The sequence below is a fragment of the Cupriavidus sp. GW823-FHT07B10 genome (assembly GCF_058794355.1).
The window spans coordinates 60,762-85,832 of the sequence record NZ_JBXAGS010000010.1 but is presented as its reverse complement, the minus strand read 5'-3'; the positions used below and the strand labels follow the sequence as shown (position 1 = coordinate 85,832).

General features: G+C 66.5%; 29 protein-coding genes. 18 read left to right on the top strand and 11 right to left on the bottom strand.

Annotated features, from left to right (window positions below; translation table 11 throughout):
- Positions 1 to 13: 13 nt before the first annotated feature.
- From AC1Q6V_RS20930 to AC1Q6V_RS20920, 3 genes are all read right to left on the bottom strand, one after another.
- A complete protein-coding gene (locus AC1Q6V_RS20930) occupies positions 14 to 661 on the bottom strand; it encodes a BON domain-containing protein (RefSeq protein WP_010809944.1) in 648 nt (215 codons plus the stop codon).
- 68 nt (positions 662 to 729) lie between these two features.
- Positions 730 to 1,194 (bottom strand): CBS domain-containing protein, encoded by a 465-nt coding sequence (locus AC1Q6V_RS20925; protein ID WP_010809945.1) that lies wholly within the window; start codon positions 1,192 to 1,194, stop codon positions 730 to 732.
- Positions 1,195 to 1,222: 28 nt separating this feature from the next.
- Positions 1,223 to 1,645 carry an Hsp20/alpha crystallin family protein gene (locus AC1Q6V_RS20920; protein ID WP_010809946.1) on the bottom strand — a complete coding sequence of 141 codons (423 nt, stop codon included), beginning with the start codon at positions 1,643 to 1,645 and terminating at the stop codon, positions 1,223 to 1,225.
- Positions 1,646 to 2,059: 414 nt separating this feature from the next.
- Between AC1Q6V_RS20920 and AC1Q6V_RS20915 the strand changes: the two genes are divergently transcribed.
- From AC1Q6V_RS20915 to AC1Q6V_RS20870, 10 genes are all read left to right on the top strand, one after another.
- On the top strand, positions 2,060 to 2,806 hold the full coding sequence (locus AC1Q6V_RS20915; protein WP_454750956.1) for a helix-turn-helix domain-containing protein: 747 nt from the start codon (positions 2,060 to 2,062) through the stop codon (positions 2,804 to 2,806).
- A 77-nt stretch (positions 2,807 to 2,883) separates the two neighbouring features.
- The gene (locus AC1Q6V_RS20910) at positions 2,884 to 4,395 is read left to right on the top strand and encodes a thymidine phosphorylase family protein (RefSeq protein WP_439667948.1); all 1,512 of its coding nucleotides are present in this window, start codon (positions 2,884 to 2,886) and stop codon (positions 4,393 to 4,395) included.
- A gap of 445 nt (positions 4,396 to 4,840) precedes the next feature.
- The gene (locus AC1Q6V_RS20905) at positions 4,841 to 5,293 is read left to right on the top strand and encodes a pyridoxamine 5'-phosphate oxidase family protein (RefSeq protein ID WP_010809949.1); all 453 of its coding nucleotides are present in this window, start codon (positions 4,841 to 4,843) and stop codon (positions 5,291 to 5,293) included.
- Between the two features lie 130 nt (positions 5,294 to 5,423).
- Entirely contained in the window at positions 5,424 to 6,275 is an 852-nt protein-coding gene (locus AC1Q6V_RS20900; RefSeq protein WP_454750955.1) for a TPM domain-containing protein, read from the top strand.
- Between the two features lie 253 nt (positions 6,276 to 6,528).
- Entirely contained in the window at positions 6,529 to 7,644 is a 1,116-nt protein-coding gene (ald, locus tag AC1Q6V_RS20895) for an alanine dehydrogenase (protein WP_010809951.1), read from the top strand.
- A 167-nt stretch (positions 7,645 to 7,811) separates the two neighbouring features.
- Positions 7,812 to 8,276 carry a universal stress protein gene (locus AC1Q6V_RS20890; protein ID WP_011615450.1) on the top strand — a complete coding sequence of 155 codons (465 nt, stop codon included), beginning with the start codon at positions 7,812 to 7,814 and terminating at the stop codon, positions 8,274 to 8,276.
- Between the two features lie 52 nt (positions 8,277 to 8,328).
- Entirely contained in the window at positions 8,329 to 8,808 is a 480-nt protein-coding gene (locus AC1Q6V_RS20885) for a carboxypeptidase-like regulatory domain-containing protein (RefSeq protein ID WP_010809953.1), read from the top strand.
- Between the two features lie 344 nt (positions 8,809 to 9,152).
- Complete coding sequence (locus AC1Q6V_RS20880; protein ID WP_058698013.1) at positions 9,153 to 9,605, top strand: universal stress protein; 453 nt, start codon at positions 9,153 to 9,155, stop codon at positions 9,603 to 9,605.
- A gap of 40 nt (positions 9,606 to 9,645) precedes the next feature.
- On the top strand, positions 9,646 to 9,924 hold the full coding sequence (locus AC1Q6V_RS20875) for a DUF1488 family protein (protein ID WP_010809955.1): 279 nt from the start codon (positions 9,646 to 9,648) through the stop codon (positions 9,922 to 9,924).
- 360 nt (positions 9,925 to 10,284) lie between these two features.
- On the top strand, positions 10,285 to 11,124 hold the full coding sequence (locus AC1Q6V_RS20870; protein ID WP_439667946.1) for a universal stress protein: 840 nt from the start codon (positions 10,285 to 10,287) through the stop codon (positions 11,122 to 11,124).
- Positions 11,125 to 11,362: 238 nt separating this feature from the next.
- Here the strand turns inward: AC1Q6V_RS20870 and AC1Q6V_RS20865 are convergent, their stop codons facing one another.
- Genes AC1Q6V_RS20865 through AC1Q6V_RS20855 form a run of 3 tightly spaced genes read right to left on the bottom strand, consistent with a single transcriptional unit; the run spans position 11,363 to position 14,365 of the window.
- Positions 11,363 to 13,138, bottom strand: a complete 1,776-nt coding sequence (locus AC1Q6V_RS20865) for a PHA/PHB synthase family protein (protein ID WP_454750953.1) — start codon at positions 13,136 to 13,138, stop codon at positions 11,363 to 11,365.
- The gene (gene phbB, locus AC1Q6V_RS20860; RefSeq protein WP_454750952.1) at positions 13,135 to 13,881 is read right to left on the bottom strand and encodes an acetoacetyl-CoA reductase; all 747 of its coding nucleotides are present in this window, start codon (positions 13,879 to 13,881) and stop codon (positions 13,135 to 13,137) included. Before phbB ends, AC1Q6V_RS20865 begins: the two co-directional genes overlap by 4 nt.
- 4 nt (positions 13,882 to 13,885) lie before the next feature.
- A complete protein-coding gene (locus AC1Q6V_RS20855) occupies positions 13,886 to 14,365 on the bottom strand; it encodes a hypothetical protein (protein ID WP_454750951.1) in 480 nt (159 codons plus the stop codon).
- A gap of 361 nt (positions 14,366 to 14,726) precedes the next feature.
- Here AC1Q6V_RS20855 and AC1Q6V_RS20850 point away from each other — a divergent pair, with 361 nt between their 5' ends.
- The 3 genes from AC1Q6V_RS20850 to AC1Q6V_RS20840 are packed head-to-tail and all read left to right on the top strand — an operon-like array spanning position 14,727 to position 16,673.
- On the top strand, positions 14,727 to 15,332 hold the full coding sequence (locus tag AC1Q6V_RS20850; RefSeq protein WP_454750950.1) for a nitroreductase family protein: 606 nt from the start codon (positions 14,727 to 14,729) through the stop codon (positions 15,330 to 15,332).
- Positions 15,333 to 15,364: 32 nt separating this feature from the next.
- Positions 15,365 to 15,991: a phosphoribosyltransferase gene (locus AC1Q6V_RS20845; RefSeq protein ID WP_010809961.1), complete on the top strand. Its 627-nt coding sequence runs from the start codon at positions 15,365 to 15,367 to the stop codon at positions 15,989 to 15,991.
- Positions 15,992 to 16,016: 25 nt separating this feature from the next.
- Positions 16,017 to 16,673, top strand: coding sequence for a BON domain-containing protein (locus AC1Q6V_RS20840; protein ID WP_010809962.1), 657 nt, complete (start codon positions 16,017 to 16,019; stop codon positions 16,671 to 16,673).
- A 19-nt stretch (positions 16,674 to 16,692) separates the two neighbouring features.
- Here the strand turns inward: AC1Q6V_RS20840 and groL are convergent, their stop codons facing one another.
- Complete coding sequence (gene groL / locus AC1Q6V_RS20835) at positions 16,693 to 18,330, bottom strand: chaperonin GroEL (RefSeq protein WP_454750949.1); 1,638 nt, start codon at positions 18,328 to 18,330, stop codon at positions 16,693 to 16,695.
- 518 nt (positions 18,331 to 18,848) lie between these two features.
- Between groL and AC1Q6V_RS20830 the strand changes: the two genes are divergently transcribed.
- The 4 genes from AC1Q6V_RS20830 to AC1Q6V_RS20815 all read left to right on the top strand — a co-directional run bounded on the left by AC1Q6V_RS20830 (position 18,849) and on the right by AC1Q6V_RS20815 (position 20,763).
- Positions 18,849 to 19,517, top strand: coding sequence for a dienelactone hydrolase family protein (locus tag AC1Q6V_RS20830; RefSeq protein ID WP_010809965.1), 669 nt, complete (start codon positions 18,849 to 18,851; stop codon positions 19,515 to 19,517).
- Between the two features lie 63 nt (positions 19,518 to 19,580).
- On the top strand, positions 19,581 to 19,913 hold the full coding sequence (locus AC1Q6V_RS20825) for an ElaB/YgaM/YqjD family protein (RefSeq protein ID WP_010809966.1): 333 nt from the start codon (positions 19,581 to 19,583) through the stop codon (positions 19,911 to 19,913).
- A gap of 75 nt (positions 19,914 to 19,988) precedes the next feature.
- Positions 19,989 to 20,336, top strand: a complete 348-nt coding sequence (locus tag AC1Q6V_RS20820) for a ribose-phosphate pyrophosphokinase-like domain-containing protein (protein WP_454750948.1) — start codon at positions 19,989 to 19,991, stop codon at positions 20,334 to 20,336.
- A 64-nt stretch (positions 20,337 to 20,400) separates the two neighbouring features.
- Positions 20,401 to 20,763 carry a TraR/DksA family transcriptional regulator gene (locus AC1Q6V_RS20815; protein ID WP_454750947.1) on the top strand — a complete coding sequence of 121 codons (363 nt, stop codon included), beginning with the start codon at positions 20,401 to 20,403 and terminating at the stop codon, positions 20,761 to 20,763.
- Between the two features lie 102 nt (positions 20,764 to 20,865).
- Here AC1Q6V_RS20815 and AC1Q6V_RS20810 read toward each other — a convergent pair whose 3' ends face one another.
- From AC1Q6V_RS20810 to AC1Q6V_RS20795, 4 genes are all read right to left on the bottom strand, one after another.
- A complete protein-coding gene (locus tag AC1Q6V_RS20810) occupies positions 20,866 to 21,108 on the bottom strand; it encodes a hypothetical protein (RefSeq protein WP_454750946.1) in 243 nt (80 codons plus the stop codon).
- Positions 21,109 to 21,153: 45 nt separating this feature from the next.
- A complete protein-coding gene (locus AC1Q6V_RS20805) occupies positions 21,154 to 21,819 on the bottom strand; it encodes a SagB/ThcOx family dehydrogenase (RefSeq protein ID WP_010809970.1) in 666 nt (221 codons plus the stop codon).
- A 183-nt stretch (positions 21,820 to 22,002) separates the two neighbouring features.
- Positions 22,003 to 23,532 (bottom strand): bifunctional aminoglycoside phosphotransferase/ATP-binding protein, encoded by a 1,530-nt coding sequence (locus AC1Q6V_RS20800; protein ID WP_010809971.1) that lies wholly within the window; start codon positions 23,530 to 23,532, stop codon positions 22,003 to 22,005.
- A gap of 97 nt (positions 23,533 to 23,629) precedes the next feature.
- Positions 23,630 to 24,112, bottom strand: a complete 483-nt coding sequence (locus AC1Q6V_RS20795; protein ID WP_010809972.1) for a lecithin retinol acyltransferase family protein — start codon at positions 24,110 to 24,112, stop codon at positions 23,630 to 23,632.
- Between the two features lie 448 nt (positions 24,113 to 24,560).
- Between AC1Q6V_RS20795 and AC1Q6V_RS20790 the strand changes: the two genes are divergently transcribed.
- Positions 24,561 to 25,034, top strand: a complete 474-nt coding sequence (locus AC1Q6V_RS20790; RefSeq protein WP_058698021.1) for a peptidase associated/transthyretin-like domain-containing protein — start codon at positions 24,561 to 24,563, stop codon at positions 25,032 to 25,034.
- The last annotated feature ends 37 nt before the right edge of the window (positions 25,035 to 25,071 follow it).

The following is a 25,071-nucleotide window of genomic DNA, read 5'->3' as shown; positions in this document are numbered from 1 at the left end:
CGCGGCATCGGCGTCACGGCCGCGTTTCCAGCTGATCAATGACCGCCGAGATGCCCGGCGCCGACCATACGGCACCGATGGCGGCGCGGCGGTCGGCCAGCGAATCCACGTGGCCGCTCAGCGTGGCGGTGCCGTTCTTGACCTTGACGCTGATATGGTGGGCCTCGCGCACGGCATGGCGGAGCAGCGCCTCTTCGATGCGCTTCTCCACGTCGGGGGGCGCGGTCTTCTCATTCATCCGGATGTTGTTGACGACGCCGATCACGCCGCGCAACTGGCTGACCGTGCGTTCGGCCAGCTTTTTCTGATAGCCCCAGTCGACGTTGCCAGACAGCGTGACCCAGCCGCGCTCGACGCGGACCTTGATGACGTCCGAGGGCACATGCACGTGCCATTGCAACGCACCGCGAGCCGCCTCGGCAATGGCCTCGTCGAGGAAGGCGCCGGGCGGATGCACGTCGAGCTTGACGACGACCGCTCGTACGCCTGAAATGCGTTCCGCGGCGCGCTCGGCGGCGAGCTTCTCCGCATAGCTGGACAGGTGTCCGTCCAGCGTGACAATGCCCTCATGGACCTCGACGCCGATGGACGCCGCGTCAATCGCCGGATCCCAGTCGAGTTCCTCGGTGACGTCCTTCTGGATCTGATGATCTGTTTTCATGCTTGGCCTCTTCAAAGGCAGGGCGCCGCAAGCGGCGCCACGGGTTGGCCCCGGTGCGTCTCTGGGCGCTACGTTTGCGATAGAGCCTGTGCGCTGCCAGAACGCTCTCGTTCCTGCGCCTTGCGCACCAGCGAAAACAGCATGCCCCAGTCGGTTGCGAGAGCGGCGAACAGATCATCGAGCGCAACCACTCCGGTCACTGCCTCGCCATCGAGCACCGCCAGGCGTCGTACGCCGTGCGTCAGCATCAACTGCATTGCCTCTGCGACAACGGCATCCCGTTGGATCGCCACCAGGCCACGCGTCATCACCTCGACCACGTCGGTCCGGCATGGATCCGCACCGGTGGCTGTCGCACCGATGACGATGTCCCGGTCCGTGACCATGCCGACCGCGCGCGTCCCTGCCGGTGAGTTCTCTGTCACGATCAGCGCACCGACGTGGCGGTCCCGCATCTGGACGGCAGCTTCCTGCAGGGTGCAGGACAGCGGGACATGCACGGCTTTCGCTGAGCAAATATCCTGGACTAGCATCCCGGTCTCCTTTTTTGCGCAACGTTGCCTAACGGACGGTAATGCGTTGCTGGCTTGAGCTTTCCTTCTTGGGCAGCACCAGGCGCAGCACGCCGTCCTGGAAGCTGGCATCGATCTTTTCCGTGTCGATGTTGCCGTCCAGCGTAAAGGCACGCTGCATCGAGCCGCTGTAGCGCTCCTGGCGGATCACGCGGTCGCCTTCTTTTACCTCGGAAGCTTTCTCGAGCTTGGCGGAGATCATCACAGTCCCACGGTCTACGCTGACGTTGATGTCTTCCTTCTTCACGCCTGGCAGGTCGGCGGTAATGGTGAAGCTGCTGTCGGACTCGGCCACATCGACCTTGAATGGCAGCTCGGTGTCTGGCCCGATCCGCCAATTGCGTAGCATGCTCTGCAGCATGTCGCCGAGCGGTTCGATCGAGAACGGGTCGTAGCGCTTGATGTTGCTCATCATGGTCTCCTGGATGACGGCGCCGTGCGCGCCGTGTTTTCTTACTTTGGCAAGCCGGGGCGGTTGCGGTTTGCTTTGCATCAAACGCCGGCACATTGCCCCGACTGCTTGCACGGGATAACGGCATGACGTCACATGCGCCAGCTTGGACAGCCAGGGCGTTCGGCATGACCGGCGTCAGGGAACCCTGACAAGTGACGCTGCATTTCTGACACGCAACTCAGCGCAGCCTTCTAGGCGCGGAGCGCGGGCAGGCCAATACTTCAGTCAAACACATCGCGGCGCGCACGAACATGCGGTCCGCCAGACGACACGGGTGAAGGCGAGGGTCGGGATAAGGGAAAGGCCGGCAGGCTGGAGACAACCATGTTTGACTTGCATACTGAAGCTGATGCTGTTTGTGACGCCCCCAACATGTCCGTCGCGCTCTCCAGGCGTGAGGATGAGACGTTTGCGGAGCCGGCGCCGGATCCCGCGCGGGCGCGGTGCACAACTTGCATGATGCGGAACATCTGCATGGCCGCCAGCCTGGAGGCCGGCGAAATGGCCCGTCTGGACTCCGTCGTGCGGAGCTGGCGTTCGGTCAAGCAGGGCGAACGGCTGTACCGGGCGGGCGACCCGTTCCGCAGCCTCTATGCGGTCCGCGTCGGCTCGTTCAAGACCGTGGTGGCACCGGAGCGGGGCAAGGAGACCATCTCCGGCTTCTACATGGCCGGGGACTCAATCGGCATGGACGGCGTTTGCCAGGAAACCCATAACTGCGATGCGATTGCCCTGGAAGACAGCGTGGTCTGCGTGATCCCGTTTCACCAGCTCGAGGCGCTATGCCGCGAGATCAAGCCGCTGCAACGCCAGTTGCACAAGATGTTCAGTGCCGAGATCGTGAGGGAATCGCGCCAGATGATGCTGTTAGGCAACAACATGTCCGCCGAGCAGCGCGTGGCGGCATTCCTGTTGAACGTCTCGGCACGCTACCGCGAACGCGGCTATTCGGCCACGTCCTTTGTGCTGCGCATGACTCGTGAAGACATCGGCAGCTTCCTTGGCATGACCCTGGAAACCGTGAGCCGGACCTTGTCCAAGTTCCAGCAGGAAGGGCTGCTGACAGTGCAGGGCAAGTCCATCGAGCTGCTCAATCTGGACGCCCTGGACGCTCGCTAGCGGCGTCATACGCGGCAAGGCATGACGTGAACGATGCCAGTTCTGATCCCGGAATTCCCGGCCGTCCCGGCGATGTCGTGGCCGCCGCCGCGCCCCGCGAAGTGGGGGCGCTGGTGTTCCGGCCGCTCGAGATCGATACGTGGCAGGAGCATGTCATCTATATGCATCCGGATTGCCCCGTCTGCCGCGCCGAGGGCTTTTCCGCGCAGGCGCGCGTGCGCGTGCAGATCGGCGACAGGTCGTTGATCGCCACGCTGACGCTGCTGGGCGCGCCGCTATTGAACACGGGCGAAGCGAGCCTGTCGTTGAGCGCGGCACGGACGCTTTCGGCACGCGCCGGCGATGTCGTGCATGTCACCCATGCGCCCGCGCTGGAGTCGGTGCGCGCACTGCGTGCCAAGATCTATGGCTGCCACCTGGACAGCGTCCAGCTCGACGGCATCATCGGCGACATCAGTGCAGGGCGGTACGCCGACGTGCATATTGCGGCATTCCTCACCGCCTGCGCGGACGGTCGCATGAGCCTGCGCGAGACTGTCGACCTGACCCGGGCCATGGTCCGGTCCGGCCAGCGCTTGAACTGGGACCGCGAGGTGGTTGCCGACAAGCATTGCGTCGGTGGGCTGCCGGGCAATCGCACCACGCCGGTCGTCGTGGCTATCGCGGCAGCGGCCGGGCTGCTGCTGCCCAAGACCTCATCGCGCGCGATCACCTCACCCGCCGGCACCGCCGATACGATGGAAGCCCTGACCCGCGTGACGCTGGATTCGACGGAACTGCGGCGCGTGGTAGAACAGGTCGGGGCTGCATTGGTGTGGGGCGGCGCGCTGAGCCTGAGTCCCGCGGACGACGTGTTGATCCGCGTGGAACGCGCGCTGGATATCGACAGCGATGCGCAGCTGGTGGCCTCAATCCTGTCGAAGAAGATTGCCGCCGGCTCCACCCACGTGCTGATCGACGTGCCGGTGGGGCCGACGGCCAAGATCCGCGAAGACAGCGATCTGGGGCGCCTGGATCTCGCCATGACCAAGGTCGCGGACGCGTTCGGGCTGAAGCTCCGGATTCTGCGCACCGACGGCTCGCAGCCGGTGGGCCGGGGCGTCGGCCCTGCGCTCGAGGCGCTCGACGTGCTGGCCGTGCTGCAGTGCCAGCCGACGGCGCCCGCCGACCTGCGCGAACGCTCGCTGCTGCTGGCGGGCGAGCTGCTGGAGTTCTGCGGTGCAATACCGCCCGGGCAGGGACGGCTGCTGGCCGGCAGCCTGCTCGACAGTGGTGCCGCCTGGGCCCGGTTCCAGGCGATCTGTGAAGCGCAAGGGGGGCTGCGCACCCCGGGGCAGGCGGTGTTCCGGCGCGACGTGGTCGCAGCCCGCAGCGGCATCGTGACGTCCGTCGACAACCGGCACGTCGCGCGCACGGCGAAGCTGGCCGGGGCGCCGCGCCGGCAGGTGGCCGGGCTGGAACTGCATGTGCGCGCCGGCGACGAGGTCGTAGCCGGCGCACCGCTCTGTACGCTGCATGCCCAGGCGTCCGGCGAACTGGAATATGCGTTCAGCTACGCCCTGGCGCATGACCCCTTCCGCATCGAATAGCTCCAGTGGGCGGCCGGCAGCGGCCGCCCGCACCAGCAGCACCGGCACCGTCGATCTGCACACCTCCCCCTCGGCCACGCTGCCCATCACCAGGTGCCGGAAGCGGTTCCCGGGTGCGGGAGCGCAGACATTGCTTCCGGCTTAGGCGGGGGGTAGGCCGGTTGATGCGGGTCAGCGGGCGGGCGGTCGGCCGGCCAAGGGGACTCTGGGCTTCGTTGACAGCCATCAACACGCATGCGCTTGCGACCGCTACTTTGGAAATAGCCCATAGCCGAAGCCGAGGTAGCTGGGGGGAGAGGCAAGACATGGGCCTGAACCAGCCATTGCTGTCGTGGAATGAAGAAGATGCGGGGCATTTGTCCAGGAACGTGCCGGCTGGAGATCGCTCCCCCGGCCGTGCCGGCCCCGTTGGTGTTGTTTGTACTGGCGTAACAGGTGACCAAATATGGACGAAGAGACCAGACAGAAGATCCTGACCTTGTTGAACCAACACAGGATCATGACGCTTGCCACCTTGAGGCCGGATGGCTGGCCTCAGGCTACCACTGTGGGTTATGTGAATGAGGGTCTCACGCTCTACTTCCTCTGTGGTCCGGGCAGCCAAAAGGCGGCCAATCTGGCATTGGATGACCGTGTCTCGCTGACAATTGATCACGACACGCCAGATCTCATGGCGATTACCGGCCTGTCCATGGCGGCGCACGCGCAACCGGTGGTCGATGTGGCCGTAGCGGAGAGAATCCTCCGGATGTTCCCATTGAAGTATCCGGAGCAGATTGCCTTGCCAGTGCCGATGCCAACCGCGGAGGACGTCCGAATATTCAGGGTGACCCCGACAGTCATTTCCGTGCTCGACTATTCCAAGGGCTTCGGACATACGGATCTTGTCAGCTGCTGACACCTGGGTCCGCTGAGGGAAGTCAAGAGACCTTTCGTTGCGGAGGTGTGCCGTGCGCAAGATGTGGGCGGTGCTCGTCATGCCAGCCATTAGTCTGGGCCGCTGCGGCCAGCGCCCTCGGTGGTGCCAGTTGAACCTGCGCACGGCCGCGCGAGGCCTGCTTCTGGTGCTGACTGCCTTCGTGTTTCCCGGAGCCATCGCCGAGGTTGCCGTTCCGTCATTGACGGCGCGAGTGACTGACCTGACTGGTACGCTAACGCGCGCACAGCAGGCGTCCCTGGACCAGACGCTGCAGGCCTTCGAAGCCAGGAAGGGAGCTCAGGTTGCAGTTCTCATGGTTCCCACTACCCAACCGGAAACCATCGAACAGTATTCGCTTCGCGTGGTCGAGCAATGGAAGCTGGGACGTAACCGCGTTGATGACGGCGCGCTGCTCATCATCGCCAAGGACGACCGCACGCTTCGTATTGAGGTGGGTTACGGGCTCGAAGGCGTCCTGACTGACGCCGCGAGCAAGCGCATCATCAGTGATGATATCGTGCCCCGATTCAAGCGGGGCGACTTCTATGGCGGTGTGTCTGCGGGCATCGACCGCATGCTTGGGGTCATCGAAGGGGAGCCACTGCCACCTCCGGAGGAAAGAGCAGGGGATACGGGTGACCCCGTCCGGCAACTGATGCCAATCCTGCTTGTGCTCACTCTGGTTCTGGGTGGGTTACTGCGTTCCATGCTGGGGCGCTTCCCGGGTGCAGTCGCGACGGGTGGGGCCGTTGGAGTGGTCGCGTGGATGCTTTCTGGCGCCATCTTTGCCGGCATCGTTGCAGGGGCAATCGCGCTCTTGTTCACGCTGATGGGTGGCCCGCACATGCGCTTGCTGGCTATCGGCGGCCGCTCGGGAAGATATGGCGGCCGGTCGGGCCCCGGGGGATTCGGCGGCGGTGGCGGCGGCTTTGGCGGTGGTGGTGCTTCCGGCAAGTGGTGATGGCAAACATCAATCACATCTTGCGGCGTCCGCCGAGGGGGCGAGAATGGCGATATTTGGATGTGAAATGGCTGGGCAGCTATGTAACCCTTGGGCCCTATAATTATTTCGATATCTGCCGACATCGAGGCTGCCATGCAGGTGTCGCCGTACGTGTGGCCACGGACAGGCCTCGGTGCATCCGGCCGTGGACTGAGGATTCAAGCACCTGGTGCGGAATCTGCCGGAATTACCACCCGCGTGAGCAAAGGCCATGTGGATCGGCGTGCCTAAAGAAGTCAAGGACAACGAGTACCGGGTTGGCCTGGCGCCTGCCTGCGTGCGCGAACTTGTCAGCCGCGGTCACCAGGTCATGGTCCAGGCCGGGGCCGGGGCCGCGCTTGGCCTTTCCGACGCGCAATACGAAGCGGCTGGCGCGAAGCTGGCTGCCGATGCGAAGGCCGTGTACGACCGGGCCCAGATGATTGTCAAGGTCAAGGAGCCACAACCACGCGAACTGGCGCTGCTCAGGCCCGGGCAGATCCTCTATGCATACCTGCACCTGGCCGCGGACCGTGAGCTGACTGCCGCGCTGCTGCAATCCGGCGCGGTCTGCATCGCCTATGAGACGGTTACGGGGCCTGACGGTGGTCTGCCGCTGCTGGCCCCCATGAGCGAGGTCGCCGGCCGCATGTCGGTCCAGGTGGCGGCAGCCTACCTCGAGAAGCCGAACGGCGGCATGGGACTGCTGCTCGGCGGCGTCCCGGGCGTCGCGCCGGCACATGTCGTGGTGATCGGCGCCGGCGTGGTGGGCGCCAATGCTGTCCAGATCGCGGTTGGCATGGGGGCGCGCGTGACGGTATTGGACAAGAATATCGAACGACTGCGGCATCTCGGCTCCGTGTACGGCAATCGAGTCGTGACGGTCTACTCCAGCGCTGACAGTATCGAGCGCGCGTTGCTCTCGGCCGATGCGGTCATCGGCGCGGTGCTGGTGCCTGGCGCCGAGGCGCCCAGGCTGGTCACGCGTGCGATGGTCGCGCGCATGAAAGCGGGTTCGGTGCTGGTGGATGTGGCGATAGACCAGGGAGGCTGCGCCGAGACATCGCGCCCGACCAGCCATACGGATCCGACCTATGTGGTGGACGGCGTGCTGCACTACTGCGTGACCAACATGCCGGCAGCGGTGGCGAGGACCTCCACCTTTGCCCTGAACAACGCCACGATCGGTCATGCGATGGCCCTTGCCGACAAGGGATGGTCCCGCGCGCTCTCAGACGACCCCTACCTGCGGGCCGGGCTGAATATCTGTCGCGGGAGTGTGACTTATGCGGCCGTCGCAAGCGCCCATGGCTACGCCCATGTACCCGCCGAGCAGGTGCTGACCTGAGCGCGGCCGCCAGTATCGGCCGACACGTTGCTGTCGGCCACCCCTGGTGCAGCAGCACTGCCATGAGCCGAATCACAGCGGTGTGGCTGGCTTGGTTGACTGGCATCAACCCGCATGTCCTTGCGACCGCTAATTTGGGATGAACCACAGCCAAAGCCGAGGTCGCCATGTACCGCCGCATTCTCCTAGCCCTCGATGGCAGCCGTTCATCCTTGAATGCCCTGGAGCAGGCCGTGTCGATGGCGCTGACCACCGACGCCGAGGTCAGCGCCATGTTCGTCGTCGACGACAGCGACCTGTTCTTCGAGGTCAGCCCGGGTGACCGGCACTGGCTGATGGCCGACATCATTGCCTATGGCAAGCAGGTGCTGGCTCGTGCCGGCGAGCGCTTCAGTGCCGCCGGCGTGCGCTGGAGCAGCAGGTTGGCCGAGACGCCCGGCACCCCTGCGAAGATTGCCGAGGCGATCATCGCGGAAGCGGACCACTGGAGCGCGGACCTGATCGTCATGGGCACACACGGCCATCGCGGCGTGCGGCGCATGGTGCTGGGCTCGGTCTCGGAGCACGTGGTCAGCAAGACGGTTCGCCCCGTGCTGCTCGTTCGGCAGCAGTCGCGCGGCGATACGCCCTGACCGTTCGGTTCCGGCCTGCGAAAACCCCAATAATTCTTCCGGAGTGACGCAAATGCAGGTTTCAAGAAGCCTAGGCCTCGGCCTGTCGTCGCTGGCGATTGCCGTTGCGGCGGCGGGTTGCGCCACTCGCGCCGCGCCCGCTGGCGTGCAGATCATGGAGCAGCACGGCGTTTCCTACGTATCGGGTGGAGACGATGAGGCGGGCATGCAAAGCATGCTGGCCATCGCCGCGCGTTTCAATGTACGGCTGACGATGGTGGATGCCGGGCGCGGGAAGCCGCTGGGCGGTGCCACGGTGGTCGTGGCCAGCCAGGAGGGCCGCCCGGTGCTGCACACTACGGCTAGCGGGCCGCTGTTCTATATGCGACTCAGGCCGGGTGCCTATCGGCTCGCGGTCGGCTACCAGGGGCGGGACCAGATGCGCGACATCGTCGTCGCTGGCGAGCCGCTCGAGGTGACGTTCCGGCTGCCGGTCAATACGCTCGAGGACGACTGGCTGCTCTGCGCCACGACACCCTGTCCGCGTCGCTGAGCCTGCCGCTCGGACGTGTCGCCGCGGGCACGACACCGCGCAAGCAAGTTCGCGGCGGTTCAGGGACGATCCCGCGAAAGAGAAGCGACGGAACTGGAAGGGGAAGAAGAAGCGCTCAGGCTTCGTTCGGGGACAAGCAGGCGAGCCGCTCGGCGTGGGCAGGCCTGAATCCGCGAGCCGCAACCCCTGCGCGAAGACTGCCGATGCGCGCGCGACCAGCGGCGGTTGGAGCGCGGTACCGCGGCTTTGACACGTATCAACAGCAGTTGCGCCGGTTGCCCTACGCTGCATTTAACCAGTCCAGACCCGAGTCGCCACAGGCTCCCATCGCCGGAGAAACCGCTATGTACCAGCGCATCCTTGTCGCCATGGACGGCGGCGCCGCATCGGAACTTGCCCTGGAACAGGCCATGATCATCGCGCGCGCCGCCAACGCCGAAGTGGAGGTGGTCCATGTGGTCGATGACCGCAGCCCGTTTCTGGATGCCAGCAATCTGGATCCGGTGAGATTGATAGAGGACCTCACGACGGCGGGGCAAAGCGTTCTCGCTGCCGCCGCCGGCCGGCTTGCCGCAGCGGGTATTCGCCACGTAACGCGGCTGCTCGGTAAGCCTATGGTCGAGGGCGACGTTGCTGCCACGATCGCTGCCGAAGCCAATGGCTGGGGCGCTGATCTGGTTGTGATGGGTACGCACGGCCGCCGGGGAGTGCGGCGACTCGTCATGGGCAGCGTCGCGCGAAGCGTGATCAACCTGGCCGTCGCGCCCGTCCTGCTTCTCCGCGCCGAGGAAGCGTAAGCAGGCGAACAGATTTTGGAGGGCATTACGCCAGAGAGCTATGCATACGATCGACTTTTCCGGCGAGACGCCGGATTACTGCCCGACCGGGCCAAGCCTGCGGTGTGCCGTGAAGGTGGATGGCACACCGGCGACCTATGAGATCACTGCCGAGGCGCTTGAGGATCATTTCGGCGCACGCTCGTACCGCAGTGAAGATTTGCTGCCGGCATTCATGAGCAACCGCCAGGACATTGAACGCGTCGCGGGAGCGCTGTTCGAGATGACAGGTGCGCGGCACATCGTGCTGCACAGCGGCCATTTTCGCTTCGCGGTGTGAGGCGCACGTCCTGGCCGGCGGCAGCCGCCACCGGGCGGTGCGCGTCCTTACAAGGAGCTACCCATGAAGAATCGCTTGCAGTCATGCACACCGGAGAAACGGCCAGGATGGCGCAGGCTTGCCGCCTGCGCGTTGGTGCCGCTATGCACAGCGTGTACCGCCGTACCGGACCTGCTGCGGCCGCCGAAGCCACGCACCGCCGCGCTGGCGGCAGGCAGCCTGGGCCAACTCGTACCTGGTGCCAGCGGTATTGCCTGTAGCGCGGACACGAAGACGGCTTGATGCACGACAAATCCGGGGCGGGGTGGCGATATAGATTCAAGAAAAGCTCCGTCCGGGGCTGCCTGATGGAGTCAATCCATGGACTACGCAACGATCCTGGTTCATCTCGATGCCGGCCGCCGCGTGTACGACCGGCTGCACCTCGCCACCCGGCTGGCGCTGGAGTTTCATTCCACGCTGGTTGGCCTGCTAGCCGTCGGCAAGCCGGATCCCACCGCCGTGCGCTACCTGGTGGACGGTGACCGCAATCTTGCCTCTTACACCGAATGGCGGCATCAGGTCGGCGAGCGGGCCCGTCACGCCCTGATGGGCGCAACGGACGAGGTAACCGTCATTACGGAATGGCGGGCGCCGGACTGGGCCACGGCGGCAACGGTCCAGGCAGAGGCGCATCGGGCGGATCTTGTCATCCTCGGACAGCGCGATCCCACTGATGAAGCCGCCTACGCCGAGCCCGGCTTTGTTGAATCCATTGTGCTGGGATGCGGGCGGCCGGTGCTGGTGGTTCCGTATGCGGGCCGGTTCCCGAGCGTTGGCAAGAACATCATGGTGGCGTGGAACGGCAGCCGCGAGTCGGCGCGGGCCATCCGCGATGCGCTTCCGCTCCTGCAGCGCGCGGGCACTGTGGAGGTGGTCTCGTGGACACCGTCTGGGGTTCTGAAGGGGACATGGGTTTCGCCGCCTCAGCATGCCGTGGACTGGCTGGGTCGGCATGGCGTGGCGGTGCAGCTTTGCACGCTTGGAGCGGAAGACGGCGAAGACGTCGGCCAGATGTTACTCTCACACGCCGCGGACCGAAATGCTGACCTGATCGTCATGGGGGCCTACGGGCACAGCCGGGTGCACGAGCTGGTCCTTGGCGGTGTCACCCGCACGTTGCTTGAGTCGATGACAGTGCCGGTCCTGATGTCGCACTGATATTGCCGCAGCGCCTCGGCGATGCGATGAAGTGAGGTGCGGTGCGGTTCGGCTGCTGCCAGGGAGCGGGATGTGGGACACAACCGAACACTCCACCAGCTTGCGCGGGGTTTCTGGAATGAGTTCCTTAGGCGTCGGCCGGCATTTCCCGTGTCCGACGGCATGTTTCCATTCGATCCGGCTACCCGAAAGTTTGCCCGCTCGCAAGGTTGCCAGGCGCAGCACAGTGAACAAGAGGCTAGGGTTCCAGCACGTAGGTACCAGGAGCGTCCGCGAGCCCCTGGCCCGGCGCCTGTCGCGTGCAGCGCGCTGTCGAGTGGGCCACTAGCCAGTCATGCCACGCCGGCCACCAGGAACCGTCGCGGTACACAGCCACGTTGAGGAATTGCTCCGGGCTCAGGTAGGGCGCGGCGGGCAATCGCGTATGCACATGGTAGCGCCGGCCCGGGTGGCCCGGCTCGGACACGATGCCTGCGTTGTGGCCGCCCGAGGTCAGCAAGAAGGTCAGTTCAGCCTTGGTCAGTAAGTGCAGCTTGTACACGGAGCGCCAGGGCGAGACGTGGTCGTGTTCGGTGCCAACCACGAAAAGCGGGAGGTCGAGGTCCGACAGGGCGACGGGCTGTCCGCCCACGCACAGCTTGCCGGTGGCCAGCTCATTGCCCAGGAACAGCTTGTGCAGGCATTCCGAATGCAGGCGGTAAGGCAAGCGGGTGGTGTCGCGGTTCCAGGAGACCAGATCGTTGGCGCGCAAACGTTGGCCGAGCAAATACTCGCTCATTACGCGCGACCAGATCAGGTCCTGGGCGTTCAGCATCTGAAAGGCAGACTTCATCTGAGGCCCGTCCAGATATCCCTGACTCCACATGAGGGCGTCGAGCGTGGCGAGCGAGCTCTTGTCGATGAACAGGCCCAGTTCGCCCGGATCATGGAAATCGGTCTCTGCCGCAAAGAGCGTCATGCTGGCCAGTGGCCCGCCGGCGGCGTCGCGGGCCAGCATGGCGGCACCCGTGGCAAGCAGGGTGCCGCCCAGGCAATACCCGGCGGCGTGGACGTGCGCGCCGTCGCAGCGCGCGTGCACGGTGTTGAGCGCGGTCAGAAGCCCGGCCTCCAGATAGGTGTCAAGCCCGAAGTCGCGGGCCGAGGCGTCCGGGTTCTTCCATGAAATCATGAACACGGTATGGCCGCTCTCGACCAGGTAGCGCACCAGCGAATCCTCGGGCTTCAGGTCGAGGATGTAGTACCGCATGATCCAGGACGGCACGATCAGCACCGGCTCGCGCCAGACTGTATTGGCGCCAAGGGCGGGCGCATATTCGATCAGTTCAATTAGTGCGTTGCGGAACACCACCTTGCCAGGCGTGCGCGCCACGTCGCGCCCGGGTAGAAATTCCAGCGCGGGGCGCCCCGCAGGCAGTCCAGGCACCTTTGACAACAGCTCACTGGCGTCCTGCAGCCAGTGATGGGCGCCTTGCAGGAAGTTGGCGCCGAAGGTGCTCGAGGCGGTCCTGGCAATGGTCGGATTCATCCACCAAACATTGCCGGGCGCGAGCAGGTCAAGCCATTGCCGGGCGCAGAAGGCGACGATGTGCTGGTGATGACGCGACAGGCCGTCAATATCCTGCGTCAGCGACTCCCAGAAGGCTTCGTTGCGCATGAACGCATCGCGCCAGCAGCGATAAGGCCAGTCCTGCCAGCCGGCATCGGCAAAGCGCTGATCGCTGACGTCAACGGACGGCGGCTCGGCCGCGGTCGGCAACAGCCGTGGCCAGTCCTCGATGCTGTGCTGCAGCCACACCTGCCATGCCTGCACAATCTTTGCCGGGGAGATGCCGAGCTGCAGCGCCCAGTCGAGTCCGGCCAGACTTGCCGAGATCACCGACAGGCCCCCGGTGGCACGGGCCAGGCCGGCGCGGATCTGCTTGTCCATCCAGACTTGCGCCGGTATGGCGGCCTGCGGCGCGCATTCCGGCATGGCCGACAGGCTGGGCGGTGACGTCCTGTCGTCGATCCTCATTGCAGGTGTTGCCCGCCGTTGATGGCAAAATTCGCGCCAGTGACGAAGGCCCCGTCGTCGCTGCACAGGTAAGAGATCAGCGCCGCGACCTCGGCCGGCTTGCCTAGCCGGCCGACCGGGATAGTCGGCAACACGTCCCGCTCGAGGATCTCGGCGGGCATGTCCGTCACCATGTGCGTATCCAGGTAGCCCGGCGAAACGGTGTTGACGGTGATGCCTTTGCGTGCGAGTTCCAGCGCCAGCGCCTTGGTGAAGCCATGTACCCCCGCCTTGGCGGCGGCATAGTTGGTCTGGCCAAAGGCGCCCCGCGAGGCATTGACCGAAGAAATATTGACGATCCGGCCCCAACCGCGCGCCAACATCGGCTCAACCAGCGGCCGCGTCATATGAAAGAGCGAGTCGAGGTCCGTGCGCAGCACGAAGTCCCAGTCAGCCTTATCCATCTTGCGCAGGGTCCGGTCGCGCGTGACCCCGGCATTGTTGATCAGAATATCGACGCCGCCGAGCTCGCTGCGCACTTGTGACACGCAGCGCTGGCAGGACGCGAAGTCCGTCACGTCGACCGGGAACGCCGTGAATTCACGGCCGGCGGAGCGTTGCGTGCCGAGCCACTGGGCCACGTGGTCATTGTGTACGGAGTGCGTCACGACGACGCGCGCGCCGTCGGCCAGCAGCCGCACGGCAATTGCTTCGCCGAGGCCACCCATGCCTCCCGTTACCAGGGCAATGCGTTGTCCGGCCATCTCGTCAGCTCCGTGCCGCGCCGGCCGGGCGCGCCGGGGCCTTCGCGCCTGGGGTAGGGACGGCCATCAGGCGGCCGACGTTGTCGAACATTTCGCGCGCCGATTCCGCAAAGGGCGCGTAGCCGCCTCCCTCCACCATGACCCTGCGCTGGTAGTCCTGCCAGGCTTCGGTCGACTCGCGCAGGTGCTCCATGAAGGCCGAGGCCATTTCTATGTAAAGACCGCCAATGTCGCGTGCATGTGCGGCGTTGCGCTCGACCTGCGCGGCCAGAATCTGAGCGGGCAGGCCATGGAAGGCGTTCCAGTCTGGCGCATCGTTGACGCGGGCGAGCGCCTGCCGGGTGCCTTTGATGTCCTCGTCCAGGGCCTTGAGGCGGAGCCTGAGCAGCATCTGGCGCGATTCTTCCCAGCGCAGCCAAATGCGCAGGGCGGACTGCTCGGCGCAGCGCGCGAGTTCGAAGGCGGGATCGGTCTGGTCTGGCATGGAGGAACTCCTATAGTCAAGCGGCTGGCCTGCCCCGGGGCGCGCAGGTCTGGATAAGTCTAGGAGGGCAACCTTGGCGGGGCTTGACGTATCGCAAGGAGTGCGCAATGCGTCGGGCGGCGCGCGGCATCGCCAAGCCGCGCCGGGTTCGTCAGAGCGCAGGGGTCGCATGGCCGGCGGCCTGCGCATTGTGGCCGGACACCCGCAGAGGCAAGGCCGATCAGGAGCCGGGACCGAGCTGTCCTGCTACATGCCGCGAGCAAACGGGCTTTCCTTTGATCCATCCCAAATGGCAGGGCCGGCTTGCCGCCTACGTTAATCCCAGGGGGGCGTTGCCGACCCCATCGATCCGGAGCACGACGTGACACATCCCATCGTTTTATCCGAAGCCGGCGCGGAATACCTGAAGCTGCCGCCACCGCAGACCGAAGGCGGCATGCCGCTGCTGACGGCGCTGCTGCAGCGCCGCTCGACCCGACACTTTGCTCCGCGGAACCTGGATGACACACTGCTGTCGTCCCTGCTGTGGGCGGCTTTCGGCGTCAACCGCCCGGGCACCGGCCTGCGCACTGCGCCCTCGACCCGCAACTGGCAGGAAATCGACCTGTACGCGGCGCTGCGCGACGGACTGTACGTGCTTGAACCGGCGGACTGGCGCCTTCGGCTGGTCGTCGGCGCAGACCTGCGCGCGGCGACCGGCCTGCAGGACTATGTTGCCGAGGCGCCATTGAATCTCGTCTATGTCAGCCGGCTCTCCAGGCTCGATGAGACCGACAAGCCGCTGCGCCAGTTCTATACCGCGCTGGATACGGGGCATATCAGCCAGAACGTTTACCTCTTCTGCGCCGCGTCCGGGCTGGCCACGGTGGCGCGCGGGCTGCTGGACCGCCGCGCGCTGGCCACTGCCATGCGGCTGGCGCCCGACCAGCGCGTGATCCTGGCCCAGAGCGTGGGCTATCCGGCGTAAGCCGCCACCCAGGCAGCCAAAGGAGGGGGGTAATGCCATTCATTGACAGGGCCGATGCCGCCGCACAACTGGCGCGTGCGCTTGCTGGCCACGCAGGAAAACGGCCGCTGGTGCTGGCCGTGCCCCGCGGTGCGGTGCCGATGGGCGCCATCATTGCCGATGCGCTCGGCGCGGACCTTGACGTCGTGCTCGTGCGCAAACTCGGCGCACCGGGCAACCCGGAGTTCGCCATCGGCGCCGTAGACGAGAGCGGGTGGACCTATCTTACGCCCTATGCCGCCGCGGCAGGCGCCGACAGCGAATACATCGACCGCGAGCGCGCGGCCCAGCTTGAGGTGCTGCGGCGGCGCCGCGCCGCCTACACGCCGGGCCGGGAACCGGTCCGCGCCACCGGTCGACAGGTCATCATCGTGGACGACGGCCTGGCGACCGGGGCCTCGATGATCGCCGCGCTGCACGCCATCCGCGAGCAGAAGCCCGCGCGGCTCGTCTGCGCGGTGCCGGTGGCGCCACCGCGGACGCTGGAGCTGTTGCAGCCCTATGTCGACGAGGTGGTATGCCTGGAGACGCCGGCCGGCTTCCGGGCAGTGGGGGAGTTCTACCGCGACTTCTCGCAGGTCGAGGATGCGGAGGTCGTGGCTTGCCTGAAAGGGCGGTAAAGACACGCACAAGCGGGGGGCACCCATGAAGGGCGACAGGCAGCTGCAGCAGGACGTGACCGAGGCGCTGATCTGGGATCCTGCGGTCCATGGCAACGAGATCGGGGTCCAGGTCCAGGACGGCGTCGTCACGCTGACCGGGCACCTTGGAACCTTTGCCGAGAAGTACTCGGCGGAAGCGGCCGTCAGGCGCATTCCCGGCGTGCGGGCGCTGGCCGTGGAACTGGACGTTCACCTGCCCGACGATGCGCGCCGCACCGATGCCGACATCGCCCGGGCCGCTGCCAACGTGCTGTCCTGGGATGCGACGGTGCCGGCCGACCGTATCCGGATCCTGGTCGAACACGGCGTGGTGACCCTGAGCGGCGATGTCGACTGGTACTACCAGCGCACCGCCGCCGAGCACGCCGTGGCCGGACTGTTCGGCGTGGTCGGGGTCACCAATGCGCTCGCCATCCGGCCTCGTGCCGACAAGCAGGACGTGGCGGCACGGATCCAGGCGGCCATCGCACGCCAGGCTGCCAGCGACGCCGACCAGGTAACCGTGACGGTGAGGGATGGCGCGGTGACGCTGACCGGCACTCTGCGCACGCTGGCCGAGCGCGAGGCGGCATTCGAAGCGGCCTGGTCTGCACCGGGCGTCAGCGCGGTCGTCAACCAGATCGAAGTCAGGCCCGGCTAGCTCAGGCCTGCACCGTTGCTCAGTATTCTTCGCCGAACATCGACGACCCCGTGCGCATGCCGGCATCGCCCTGGCCGGCGGGGCTGCGCTGAATCGCGATCATGCAGTCCGTCGTCAGCAGCAGGGAGGCGATCGACACGGCATTTTGCAGGGCCGTGCGTACCACCTTGACGGGGTCGATCACGCCGAGTTCCAGCATGTCGCCATAGCGCTCGGTGCCGGCGTCGTAGCCGAGCGTGCCCGAGCCGACGCATACCTGGTGCACCACTGCGTCGGCATCCGCACCGGCGTTGGCGGCGATCTGCCGCATCGGCGCGGCCAGTGCCGCGTGGACGATGTGGCCGCCGGCGGCCTGCTCGGCGTTCGGTGCCTGCCAGGCTTCGAGGGCAGCGCGGGCGCGCAGCAGCGCCACGCCGCCGCCGGCGACGATGCCTTCGTCCACCGCGGCGCGGGTGGCGTGCAAAGCATCCTGGAAGCGGTTCTTGCGCTCGTGCAGCGCGCTCTCGGTGGCCGCACCCACCTTGATCACAGCCACGCCGCCGGCCAGCCGGGCCAGGCGCCGCTGCAGCGCCTCACGCTCATAGTCCGAGCGCACCTCGTCCAGGCGCAGGCGCAGGGCGGCAATGCGCTCGGCCACGCGCGGGCGTTCGTCACCGGAGCCGATCAGGGTGGTGGTGTCCTTGTTGACCTCCACGCGGCGGGCTTCGCCAAGCTGTTCCAGCGTGACGTGCTCGAGCGAGATGCCGGCCTGCGGTGAGACCACCGTGGCGCCGGTCAGCGCGGCCAGGTCGCCCAGCTGCTCGGTGCGCGAGTCGCCGAAACCCGGTGACTTGACTGCGCAGCTCTTCAGCGCGCCGCGCAGGTTGTTCACCACGAGCGTGGCCAGGGCCTCGCCCTCCACATCGTTGGCGATGACCAGCAAGGGCCGGCCAGCGTGGCTCACGGCCTCGAGGACCGGCAGCAGTTGCGCGATGGCGGCAATGTTCGCGTCGCACAGCAGCACCAGCGGCGAATCCAGCACGACGGCACGGCTCTCGTTGGTCGCGAACAAGGGCGAGAGGTAGCCGCGATCGATCAGCGCGCCGTCGGCGATGTCGAGTGCGTCGTCCAGCTTGGAGCCATCCTCCACGCTGATTGCGCCATCCTTGCCGACCCGCTCGACAGCCTGCGCCACCAGCGTGCCGACGGTCTGGTCGCCGCTGGCCGAAATCATGGCGATCTGGCGCATCTCGCCGGTACTGCTGCAGGGCCGGGCGCTTTCCAGCAAGGCGCTGGCGACCAGCTTGCCGGCGGCCTCGATGCCGCGCTTGAGTTGCATGGGGTCGTGGCCGGCTTCGACGTATTTCACGCCCTCAGCCACGATCGCGTGGGCCAGCGTGGTCGCAGTGGTGGTGCCATCGCCAGCGATCTCGCTGGTGCGCACCGCGGCCTCGCAGAGCAGGCGGGCGCCCATGTCGGCGAACGGATTGGCCAGCGTCACCGACTTCGCCACGACCACGCCGGAATTGGCGACCAGCGGCACCATGTCGGGCCGCTCCACGATCACGTTGCGGCCTCCCGGGCCCAGCGTGACCTTGACCGCGTGGGCCAGTTGTTCCACGCCGCTCAGCATCATGCGGCGCGCGCCTTGGTGGAAGATAAGTGTTCTGGCAGGCATGAAAAACTCCGCATTGACAATCAGTGGGTCGGGCTTGCTACTACGGTAGTTGCCGTGCAGGTCCGCACGTTGATGCAACGCAAGCCCGGGGTGGCGCCCGGCGCCTGTGACAGGCGCGCTTCATTCCGGCCGGTCGCTGTCCAGTACGGGCACGGGATGCCCGGGCTCCAGCGGCTCCAGCGCCTTGGTCTCATCCAGGTGGAAGAGGGGCATTGCGCGACCTGCTACGGCGGGTCATGTAGGCGGTGTCGCCTGCAGGTGTCTGGTCATTGTTTGATCCAGCCCAAGTCGATGGCCGCGCAGGCGCATAGCTTTAACAGTGTGAACGCGCCCCGTCGTCAGCACGACTAAGGAAATGCAACTGGCGCGGGACATCGGCAACCCCATCCAACATGCCTGCGGGGAGCGCTGACGATGGACCTCGGCATCGCCGAGACCGAACTGAACGTGCACTGGCACAGGACGCGATGGTGGCGCGGCCGTTGGCAAGGACAGGAAGAGGGGGGGAGGGAAGTCTCATGGAGCACATCACCATCGAACAGGTGCGGATCCATATCGGCGACATCGCGCTGCCAGGCGACCTTACCCTGCCGGAAGCGGCATCCGGCCTGGTCCTGTTCGCACATGGCAGCGGCAGTTCGCGCTACAGCGTGCGCAGCCGCGGGGTCGCAGCGACGCTGAATCGGGTGGGCCTGGGCACGCTACTGTTTGACTTGTTGGCGCCGGACGAGGACGCCGGGAGGTCGAAGCGATTCGACATCGCCCTGCTCGGGGAACGCCTCAAAGCTGCCACGGTCACGGTCGCGCACCTGACGCGCGATCGCCACCTGCGGCTCGGCTACTTCGCCGCCAGTATGGGGGCTGCCGCGGCCATCCGTGCCGCCGCTGAGCCGCCGCCGCGCATGCGGATCGACGCGGTGGTGGCGCGCGGAGGCCGCGTGGACCTGGCAGGCCACGAGGCGCTGCGCCAACTGCAGGCCCCGACGCTGATGATCGTAGGCGAAGCGGATCCGGTGGTCCTGAAGCTCAACGCGCGCGCCACCGCATGGATGCAATGCGAGAAGCGGCTGGAGGTGATTCCCGGCGCCACTCACCTGTTCGAGCAGCCGGGTGCGCTGGAACAGGTCGGCGAGCTCGCCGGAAAATGGTTCTGCCAGCATTTTGCAGCGGCTGGCGGGAACTTGTAGTTCGACAGGATTTCCATGGTGCCGTGCGATGCACGGCGATGACTCAGTGAAAAGGAGAATGAAATGAACGATACTCGCGCCGCGCTCTTGCCGCACAAGGAAGCACTAGCCCGTGATGCCAACACGCTGTTGGCGGATGTACAGGCATTGTTGCGGGATGTTGCCGACGAAGCCGGCGTGGAGACCGCGCAGGCACGCGCGCAGCTGAGCGCACGCCTGCACGCGCTCCAGGGCCGCCTCGCCGAGCAACGCCAGGCGGCGCGCATGCGTGTCTCGCAATGGGCCGACACCACGGATCGCTACGTCCACGCACATCCCTGGGAGAGCATGGGCTCCGTCGCCGCTGTCGCGGCCGTGGCTGGCGCCCTGGTCGCGCTGGCCGTCACCCGCCGTTAGCGCGGGCACGGCAGGCCTGGATGCGAGCCTGCAAGGATGCCTGCATGGACCCAATCGTGTTCGCCATGCCCGGCAATGAACGGCAGGCCGCGGCCATCACCGCCTGCCTGCCTGCCCGGCCGGCCGGGCGAGGCCGAGGTCCGGCGCTTTCCCGACGGCGAATCCTACGTCAGGCTGCTGCAGCCAGTGGCCGGTTGCGAAGCCATGGTCGTGTGCACGCTGGACCGTCCGGATGCCAGGCTGGTGCCGCTGCTGTGGCACGCTGCCGCAGCCAGGGAAGGCGGCGCCGTGCGGGTCGGACTGGTGGCGCCATACCTCGCGTACATGCGCCAGGACAAGCTCTTCCGGACAGGCTGCAAGCGGTCGCGGCCGACATTGTCACGTGCGACACCGTTGCGCACCCATCCAGCCGCATTCCCGTAGCAGAGCGCCTGGCAGCCGGCATCCGGCTGGCACTCCAGGCGCCAGCGGGTTCAGGAGATCCGTCATGAACAAGCTCACAGCGCAGGAAACCGTCTCGCTGGCGGCGCAGCTTGACGCGGACGAAGCGCGTATCCATGCCGCCGTTGGTTCCGCCGACACGCCGATGACACCATTGGCGCAGCGTGAGGCGCGGGACGAGGGTGACCTTGCCGACGAAGAAATCCTGCAGCGGCAGGACGATGCGATGCTGGAACACTACCGCATGCAACTGGCCGACATCGCCGCCGCGCGGGCGCGGATGCAGCACGGCCAGTACGGCACCTGCATCGATTGCCAGCAGCTGATCCCGTTCTCGCGCCTGCAGGCATATCCGACCGCGAAGCGCTGTACCGCATGCCAGCGCCGGCACGAGCAGCTTTATGCGTGACAGTCGGAGGATGCCGCCGAGGGCAACTGAGCGCCTGGCGGGCCGCCACCGCGAAAACGACGGTCGCCCCCCGGCAGCGGCCGGGAGGCTGGCGCTGACCGGCTAGCGCAGGTCGTACTCGCGCATCATTTCGGTCGTGACTGCCTTGACCGTGGCCAGGCATGCCGGCGGGACAGCAGGGAAGGCGTCGATGGTCCAGTTGCAGCCGCCGTTGGCAGTTGCGTCGACACGCTGCGGCAACGGGATGTCGCAGTCGCGGCAGATGTCGCCGAGGTCGGCGTTTTCCTGCAGACGCCGCAGAATTTCATTGCGGATCTGTTCCGCACTGCCGAGGTTCTTGATCATGTCGGTGTCTCCTGTTGTCAGGTGGTGGCGATCCGGCCAGGATGCCTAGACCGGCGCGCTGTCATGCGGAGCCGGACGCCCGATGGTCTGGGACAGGATCGGTTCCTCGTCCTCGTTCAGCGACATATGCTCGGCCAGCTGGCGCCGGTTAAGCCAGCCGCGCACCACCGCGCCCAGCCCGGCCGAGGCGCAGTAGAGATAGGCGTTCTGGACCATGGCGCCGGCCGCGGCGGCAGCGAAGGTCTCGTGCAGCTTGGGCGGGACGTCCTGCATCCGGCCATGGTTGGCGACGTAGACCAGGTCCAGCGGCGCCATGCCGACGAAGTCCTGGTAGCCGGTCATGCTGCGCACGTCTGCCGCGCGCTTCAGCACCAGGCAATGGTGGATCGGGTCGTAGCGGTAGAGGCCGGCGGGCAGCGCCGCGTAGACGTCGATCACCGCCTCGCCGTGCGGCGAAGGGGCTGTGCGGCCGCCGCCCTGGGAGCGGTTGACGCCCGCCGCGGCCCACAGCAGCTCGCTCAGCTGCTGCAGTGGCAGCGGCTGCTCGTCGAACTCGCGGGTGCTCATGCGCTGCCACAGCGCCCCCATCAGCGGCAGGCCATTGGTGCGGTCCGGCTGTGGCAGGGCGATGACCCGCTCGCTCGTGCCGGAGGCGGGGCGTGGCAGCAGGTCCTTGATGGGCTGGTAGGGGATGCGCTTCAGTTCGTCCATGGGATGCTCGCATTTGTTGCAAAGAGCGGCGCGAGCGCTCTGCGCATGGCACCGGTATGGACGAATGTAGGCGCTGCCCCCGGCCGTGGATTGCGCTCCGTCAAGCAGCGTCGATGGGGCCTTCCCTGGTGTGAAAGCAAGGGGGGCTGGCGCTGCTTTAGATGGCGGCGCCGAGCTCTGGCGTCAGCCGCAGCCGGGTGCGGCGGGGCCCGTAACGCTGCCCGGCGAGGCGACGCAGGCACGCTCGGCTTCGGTCAGCGGCTCCTGGACACGCATCTGCCACGCCAGCACGCCGTCGTCGGCATCCGACAGGTCCCCGCCCGCCCGGGCACGAGCGGCGATGCGGGCGCGCAGCGTCTCAGGGCTGGCTTCGCAGGTGACGATGGCGAAGGGCACGCCAAGGCGGCGCGCCTGGGCAGCAAAGCGTTCGCGCTCGGCGCGGACCAGGAAAGTCGCGTCGGCAAGCATCGGGAACCCGGCGCGGCAGCCGAGCCGGCAGACGGCGAGCAGGCGTCGGTAGGTCCGTGCCGTTTCGCTCGCGGCATACCAGCCACCCGCGGGCATCACGCCGCGGTGCAGGCCCTTGCGTACCGCGTCGGAGCGTACGCGTACCATCGACCCGGCCTCGCTCATCTGTGCCGCAACCGTGGACTTGCCGCTGCCGGACAGGCCATGCATCAGCACCATCGGCCCGCGACGGCGGCTGAGGCATCGCCATGCCAGCGCCAGCAGCCTGCCTGCCTCGGCCTGCGCCGGCGCCATGGACGCGCCCGCGGCGTGCTTCTGGCAGCCGCGCTCCAGCAGCACGCGCGCGCGCACCAGGGCCCGCATGGCGAGATAGAAGGGCAACACGGCCAGCGCGCCGTAGTCTCCCGACTGCTCCAGGTAGCCGTTGAGCAGCCGGTAGGCCAGCGCCGGTCGGCCATGGTGCAGCAGGTCCATGACCGGGAAGGCCAGGTCGCTGATGGTGTCGGTCCAGCGCAGGGCGGCGTCGAACTCCAGGCAGTCGAATGGGGTCGGCACGCCGTTCAGCAGCACGATGTTGCCCAAATGCAGGTCGCCATGGCACTCGCGTACATGGCCGTTGCGCAGGCGTGCCCGGAACGCATCCGTCAGCCGGGTGGCCTCGCTGCGCGCCCGCAGGGCCACGCGGCTGGCCAGGTGCGTGGCCGACGTCAGCCGGCCAATGCCGCCCAGGCACTCCGCAAGCGTCGCGTCGATGCGGGCCGGCGTGCCAAAGCTATCGGAAGGGGCGGCAGGGGGCTGCGCCTGGTGAAAGGATGCAATGCTGCGCGCCAGCGCATCGATATGGCCCGGCTCCAGCCGGTCCGCAACGATTCTTGCGCTGAGCAGGTCTTGCTGGTCGAAGCGCCGCATCCGGACCGCATGCTCGATAGGTATGCCGCCGCCACCGATGCGCACCGAGCCGGGCGTGGGGCCCGCCAGGATCGGCACCACATCCAGATACAGGGCAGGTGCGAACCGGCGGTTCAGGCGCAGTTCGGTCTCACAGTCGTCGCGGCGTGCCTGCGCGGTGGAGAAGTCGACAAAGTCGAACCGCACCGGCTTGCGCACCTTGTAAGCAAAGTCCCCGGCCAGGAAGACACGGGAGATATGCGTCTCGATGACCTGTACTGCCGGCGCCGGGTGGGGGTAGGCGTCCGGCTGCTGCAAGGCGGCCATCAACGCCGCGTCGTCCCATTGACTTTCCATGTCCCTTGCCGCCTGCGCCCTTGCGCTGTTGTGAACTGCCACCTCAACTGCAGCCTCGGCACGCAGACTCCGGCTGCCAACTCGCCCCCGCGGCGCCCTATGCTGTCACGTCGGCCAGATCCTGCCCCAGGATGCCCGCCGCGCTACAGAGTACGCCCACGATAGCCAGCAGTGCGCGCCACGGGTGGCTCAGCAGCGCCTCCACTTGCTCGCTGCGGCTCTCGCCAGACAGGCACCAGATGCAGAAGTGCTCGCAGTTGTTGGTAAGAAGGCGGTAATCGTCCTCTCCAAGCCGCGCAGTCGCGCGCCGTACGATCTCCGCCTCGACGTACCTCGCTTGCGTGGCCGGCTCGACGCGAAAGCCGTAGCCGCCGGCAAAGCCGGCGAGGGTGGTCTTTTCGACGGGGCCGCAACGCAGGAAACCTTTGAACCCGACATAGTGCACCACCTCGCCGTTGCCGACATAAATGCCGTGGTGGACATAACCACGGCGGTCCGTCTTCAGATGCGCGCCAAGAGGAATGTCCGCGGAGATTGCCGCTAGGCGCTGTGCGTGTCCGATGTGGTGATCGTCGCTCATCGCTTTTCCCCTTGTTGCCTTTGTTGTGCTGGTCGCTCCTGCCCCGGTGGTCCCGGTTTTCCTGCCGATGAGGGCAACCGTGTGCCCCGTGTATGCCTGCAGTATCGTTGCCGGCCGGCGACGCCGAAATCAGCCGGTTCCGAAAAACGTGTCGGCTTGCTGCCATGCAGCTTGTACGCGCATCGCGACGGCGCTTGTCCGCCGTGCGCACCGGGCTGTCAGCGGAACCTGACAAGGGCGCGGCGGTATAACCCGATATTTCCCAGCCATTGTGGAGAGGAGGAGCATTCACCCTGCGTTGGCCGGTGACTTCGGCGATCGTTGACAGGCATCAACCCGTATGTCCGGCCGGACGCTACCTTCCGGTAACCGAAGATCACCGCCACTACGGGCATTTCAATGCGTTGTCGGAGGGGCGAAAATGGAGATTACGTGGAGCTTTGTACGCATGCTCTCGTCCCTGATGATTGCCGTAGCTGCTGCGGGTTGTGCGTTCCGCTACGGGCAAGCCGGATCATACTTGCAGCCAATGGCCCAATATGGCGTCTCGTATGTGTCGGGCGGGGACAGCGAAGCCGGCATGGACGCGATGCTCGCCATCGCGGACCGCTTCAACGTACGTCTGACCATGGTGGACGCCGCACGCGGGGATCCGCTGCCGGATGCTGCCATCCTCGTGTCCAGTCAGGACGGGCGCTCGATATTGCATGCGAGCGCAACCGGGCCGATGTTCTATCTCCGGCTTCCCACGGGCGTCTATCGGCTGGCAATTGGTTATCAGGGCTGGGTCCGGACCCGCGATATCGCCGTCGACGGCCAGGCACTCGACATGACGTTTCGCCTGCCCGTGAGGACGCTGGAGGACGACTGGCTGCTTTGCAGCTCGCCGCGCGGCAACGTCGCGGTTACCGCCGTCTGGTGACGCCATCTCAGCTTCGCCATCAATTACCACCGTCGGC

What these genes read in the sequence shown, in the direction of transcription:
- AC1Q6V_RS20930 (WP_010809944.1), bottom strand. Translation starts at nt 661, where the DNA reads ATGAAAACAGATCATCAGATCCAGAAGGACGTCACCGAGGAACTCGAC.
- AC1Q6V_RS20925 (WP_010809945.1), bottom strand. Translation starts at nt 1,194, where the DNA reads ATGCTAGTCCAGGATATTTGCTCAGCGAAAGCCGTGCATGTCCCGCTG.
- AC1Q6V_RS20920 (WP_010809946.1), bottom strand. Translation starts at nt 1,645, where the DNA reads ATGAGCAACATCAAGCGCTACGACCCGTTCTCGATCGAACCGCTCGGC.
- AC1Q6V_RS20915 (WP_454750956.1), top strand. Translation starts at nt 2,060, where the DNA reads ATGTCCGTCGCGCTCTCCAGGCGTGAGGATGAGACGTTTGCGGAGCCG.
- AC1Q6V_RS20905 (WP_010809949.1), top strand. Translation starts at nt 4,841, where the DNA reads ATGGACGAAGAGACCAGACAGAAGATCCTGACCTTGTTGAACCAACAC.
- ald (WP_010809951.1), top strand. Translation starts at nt 6,529, where the DNA reads ATGTGGATCGGCGTGCCTAAAGAAGTCAAGGACAACGAGTACCGGGTT.
- AC1Q6V_RS20890 (WP_011615450.1), top strand. Translation starts at nt 7,812, where the DNA reads ATGTACCGCCGCATTCTCCTAGCCCTCGATGGCAGCCGTTCATCCTTG.
- AC1Q6V_RS20885 (WP_010809953.1), top strand. Translation starts at nt 8,329, where the DNA reads ATGCAGGTTTCAAGAAGCCTAGGCCTCGGCCTGTCGTCGCTGGCGATT.
- AC1Q6V_RS20880 (WP_058698013.1), top strand. Translation starts at nt 9,153, where the DNA reads ATGTACCAGCGCATCCTTGTCGCCATGGACGGCGGCGCCGCATCGGAA.
- AC1Q6V_RS20875 (WP_010809955.1), top strand. Translation starts at nt 9,646, where the DNA reads ATGCATACGATCGACTTTTCCGGCGAGACGCCGGATTACTGCCCGACC.
- AC1Q6V_RS20870 (WP_439667946.1), top strand. Translation starts at nt 10,285, where the DNA reads ATGGACTACGCAACGATCCTGGTTCATCTCGATGCCGGCCGCCGCGTG.
- AC1Q6V_RS20865 (WP_454750953.1), bottom strand. Translation starts at nt 13,138, where the DNA reads ATGAGGATCGACGACAGGACGTCACCGCCCAGCCTGTCGGCCATGCCG.
- phbB (WP_454750952.1), bottom strand. Translation starts at nt 13,881, where the DNA reads ATGGCCGGACAACGCATTGCCCTGGTAACGGGAGGCATGGGTGGCCTC.
- AC1Q6V_RS20855 (WP_454750951.1), bottom strand. Translation starts at nt 14,365, where the DNA reads ATGCCAGACCAGACCGATCCCGCCTTCGAACTCGCGCGCTGCGCCGAG.
- AC1Q6V_RS20845 (WP_010809961.1), top strand. Translation starts at nt 15,365, where the DNA reads ATGCCATTCATTGACAGGGCCGATGCCGCCGCACAACTGGCGCGTGCG.
- AC1Q6V_RS20840 (WP_010809962.1), top strand. Translation starts at nt 16,017, where the DNA reads ATGAAGGGCGACAGGCAGCTGCAGCAGGACGTGACCGAGGCGCTGATC.
- groL (WP_454750949.1), bottom strand. Translation starts at nt 18,330, where the DNA reads ATGCCTGCCAGAACACTTATCTTCCACCAAGGCGCGCGCCGCATGATG.
- AC1Q6V_RS20830 (WP_010809965.1), top strand. Translation starts at nt 18,849, where the DNA reads ATGGAGCACATCACCATCGAACAGGTGCGGATCCATATCGGCGACATC.
- AC1Q6V_RS20825 (WP_010809966.1), top strand. Translation starts at nt 19,581, where the DNA reads ATGAACGATACTCGCGCCGCGCTCTTGCCGCACAAGGAAGCACTAGCC.
- AC1Q6V_RS20820 (WP_454750948.1), top strand. Translation starts at nt 19,989, where the DNA reads ATGAACGGCAGGCCGCGGCCATCACCGCCTGCCTGCCTGCCCGGCCGG.
- AC1Q6V_RS20815 (WP_454750947.1), top strand. Translation starts at nt 20,401, where the DNA reads ATGAACAAGCTCACAGCGCAGGAAACCGTCTCGCTGGCGGCGCAGCTT.
- AC1Q6V_RS20810 (WP_454750946.1), bottom strand. Translation starts at nt 21,108, where the DNA reads ATGATCAAGAACCTCGGCAGTGCGGAACAGATCCGCAATGAAATTCTG.
- AC1Q6V_RS20805 (WP_010809970.1), bottom strand. Translation starts at nt 21,819, where the DNA reads ATGGACGAACTGAAGCGCATCCCCTACCAGCCCATCAAGGACCTGCTG.
- AC1Q6V_RS20800 (WP_010809971.1), bottom strand. Translation starts at nt 23,532, where the DNA reads ATGGAAAGTCAATGGGACGACGCGGCGTTGATGGCCGCCTTGCAGCAG.
- AC1Q6V_RS20795 (WP_010809972.1), bottom strand. Translation starts at nt 24,112, where the DNA reads ATGAGCGACGATCACCACATCGGACACGCACAGCGCCTAGCGGCAATC.
- AC1Q6V_RS20790 (WP_058698021.1), top strand. Translation starts at nt 24,561, where the DNA reads ATGCTCTCGTCCCTGATGATTGCCGTAGCTGCTGCGGGTTGTGCGTTC.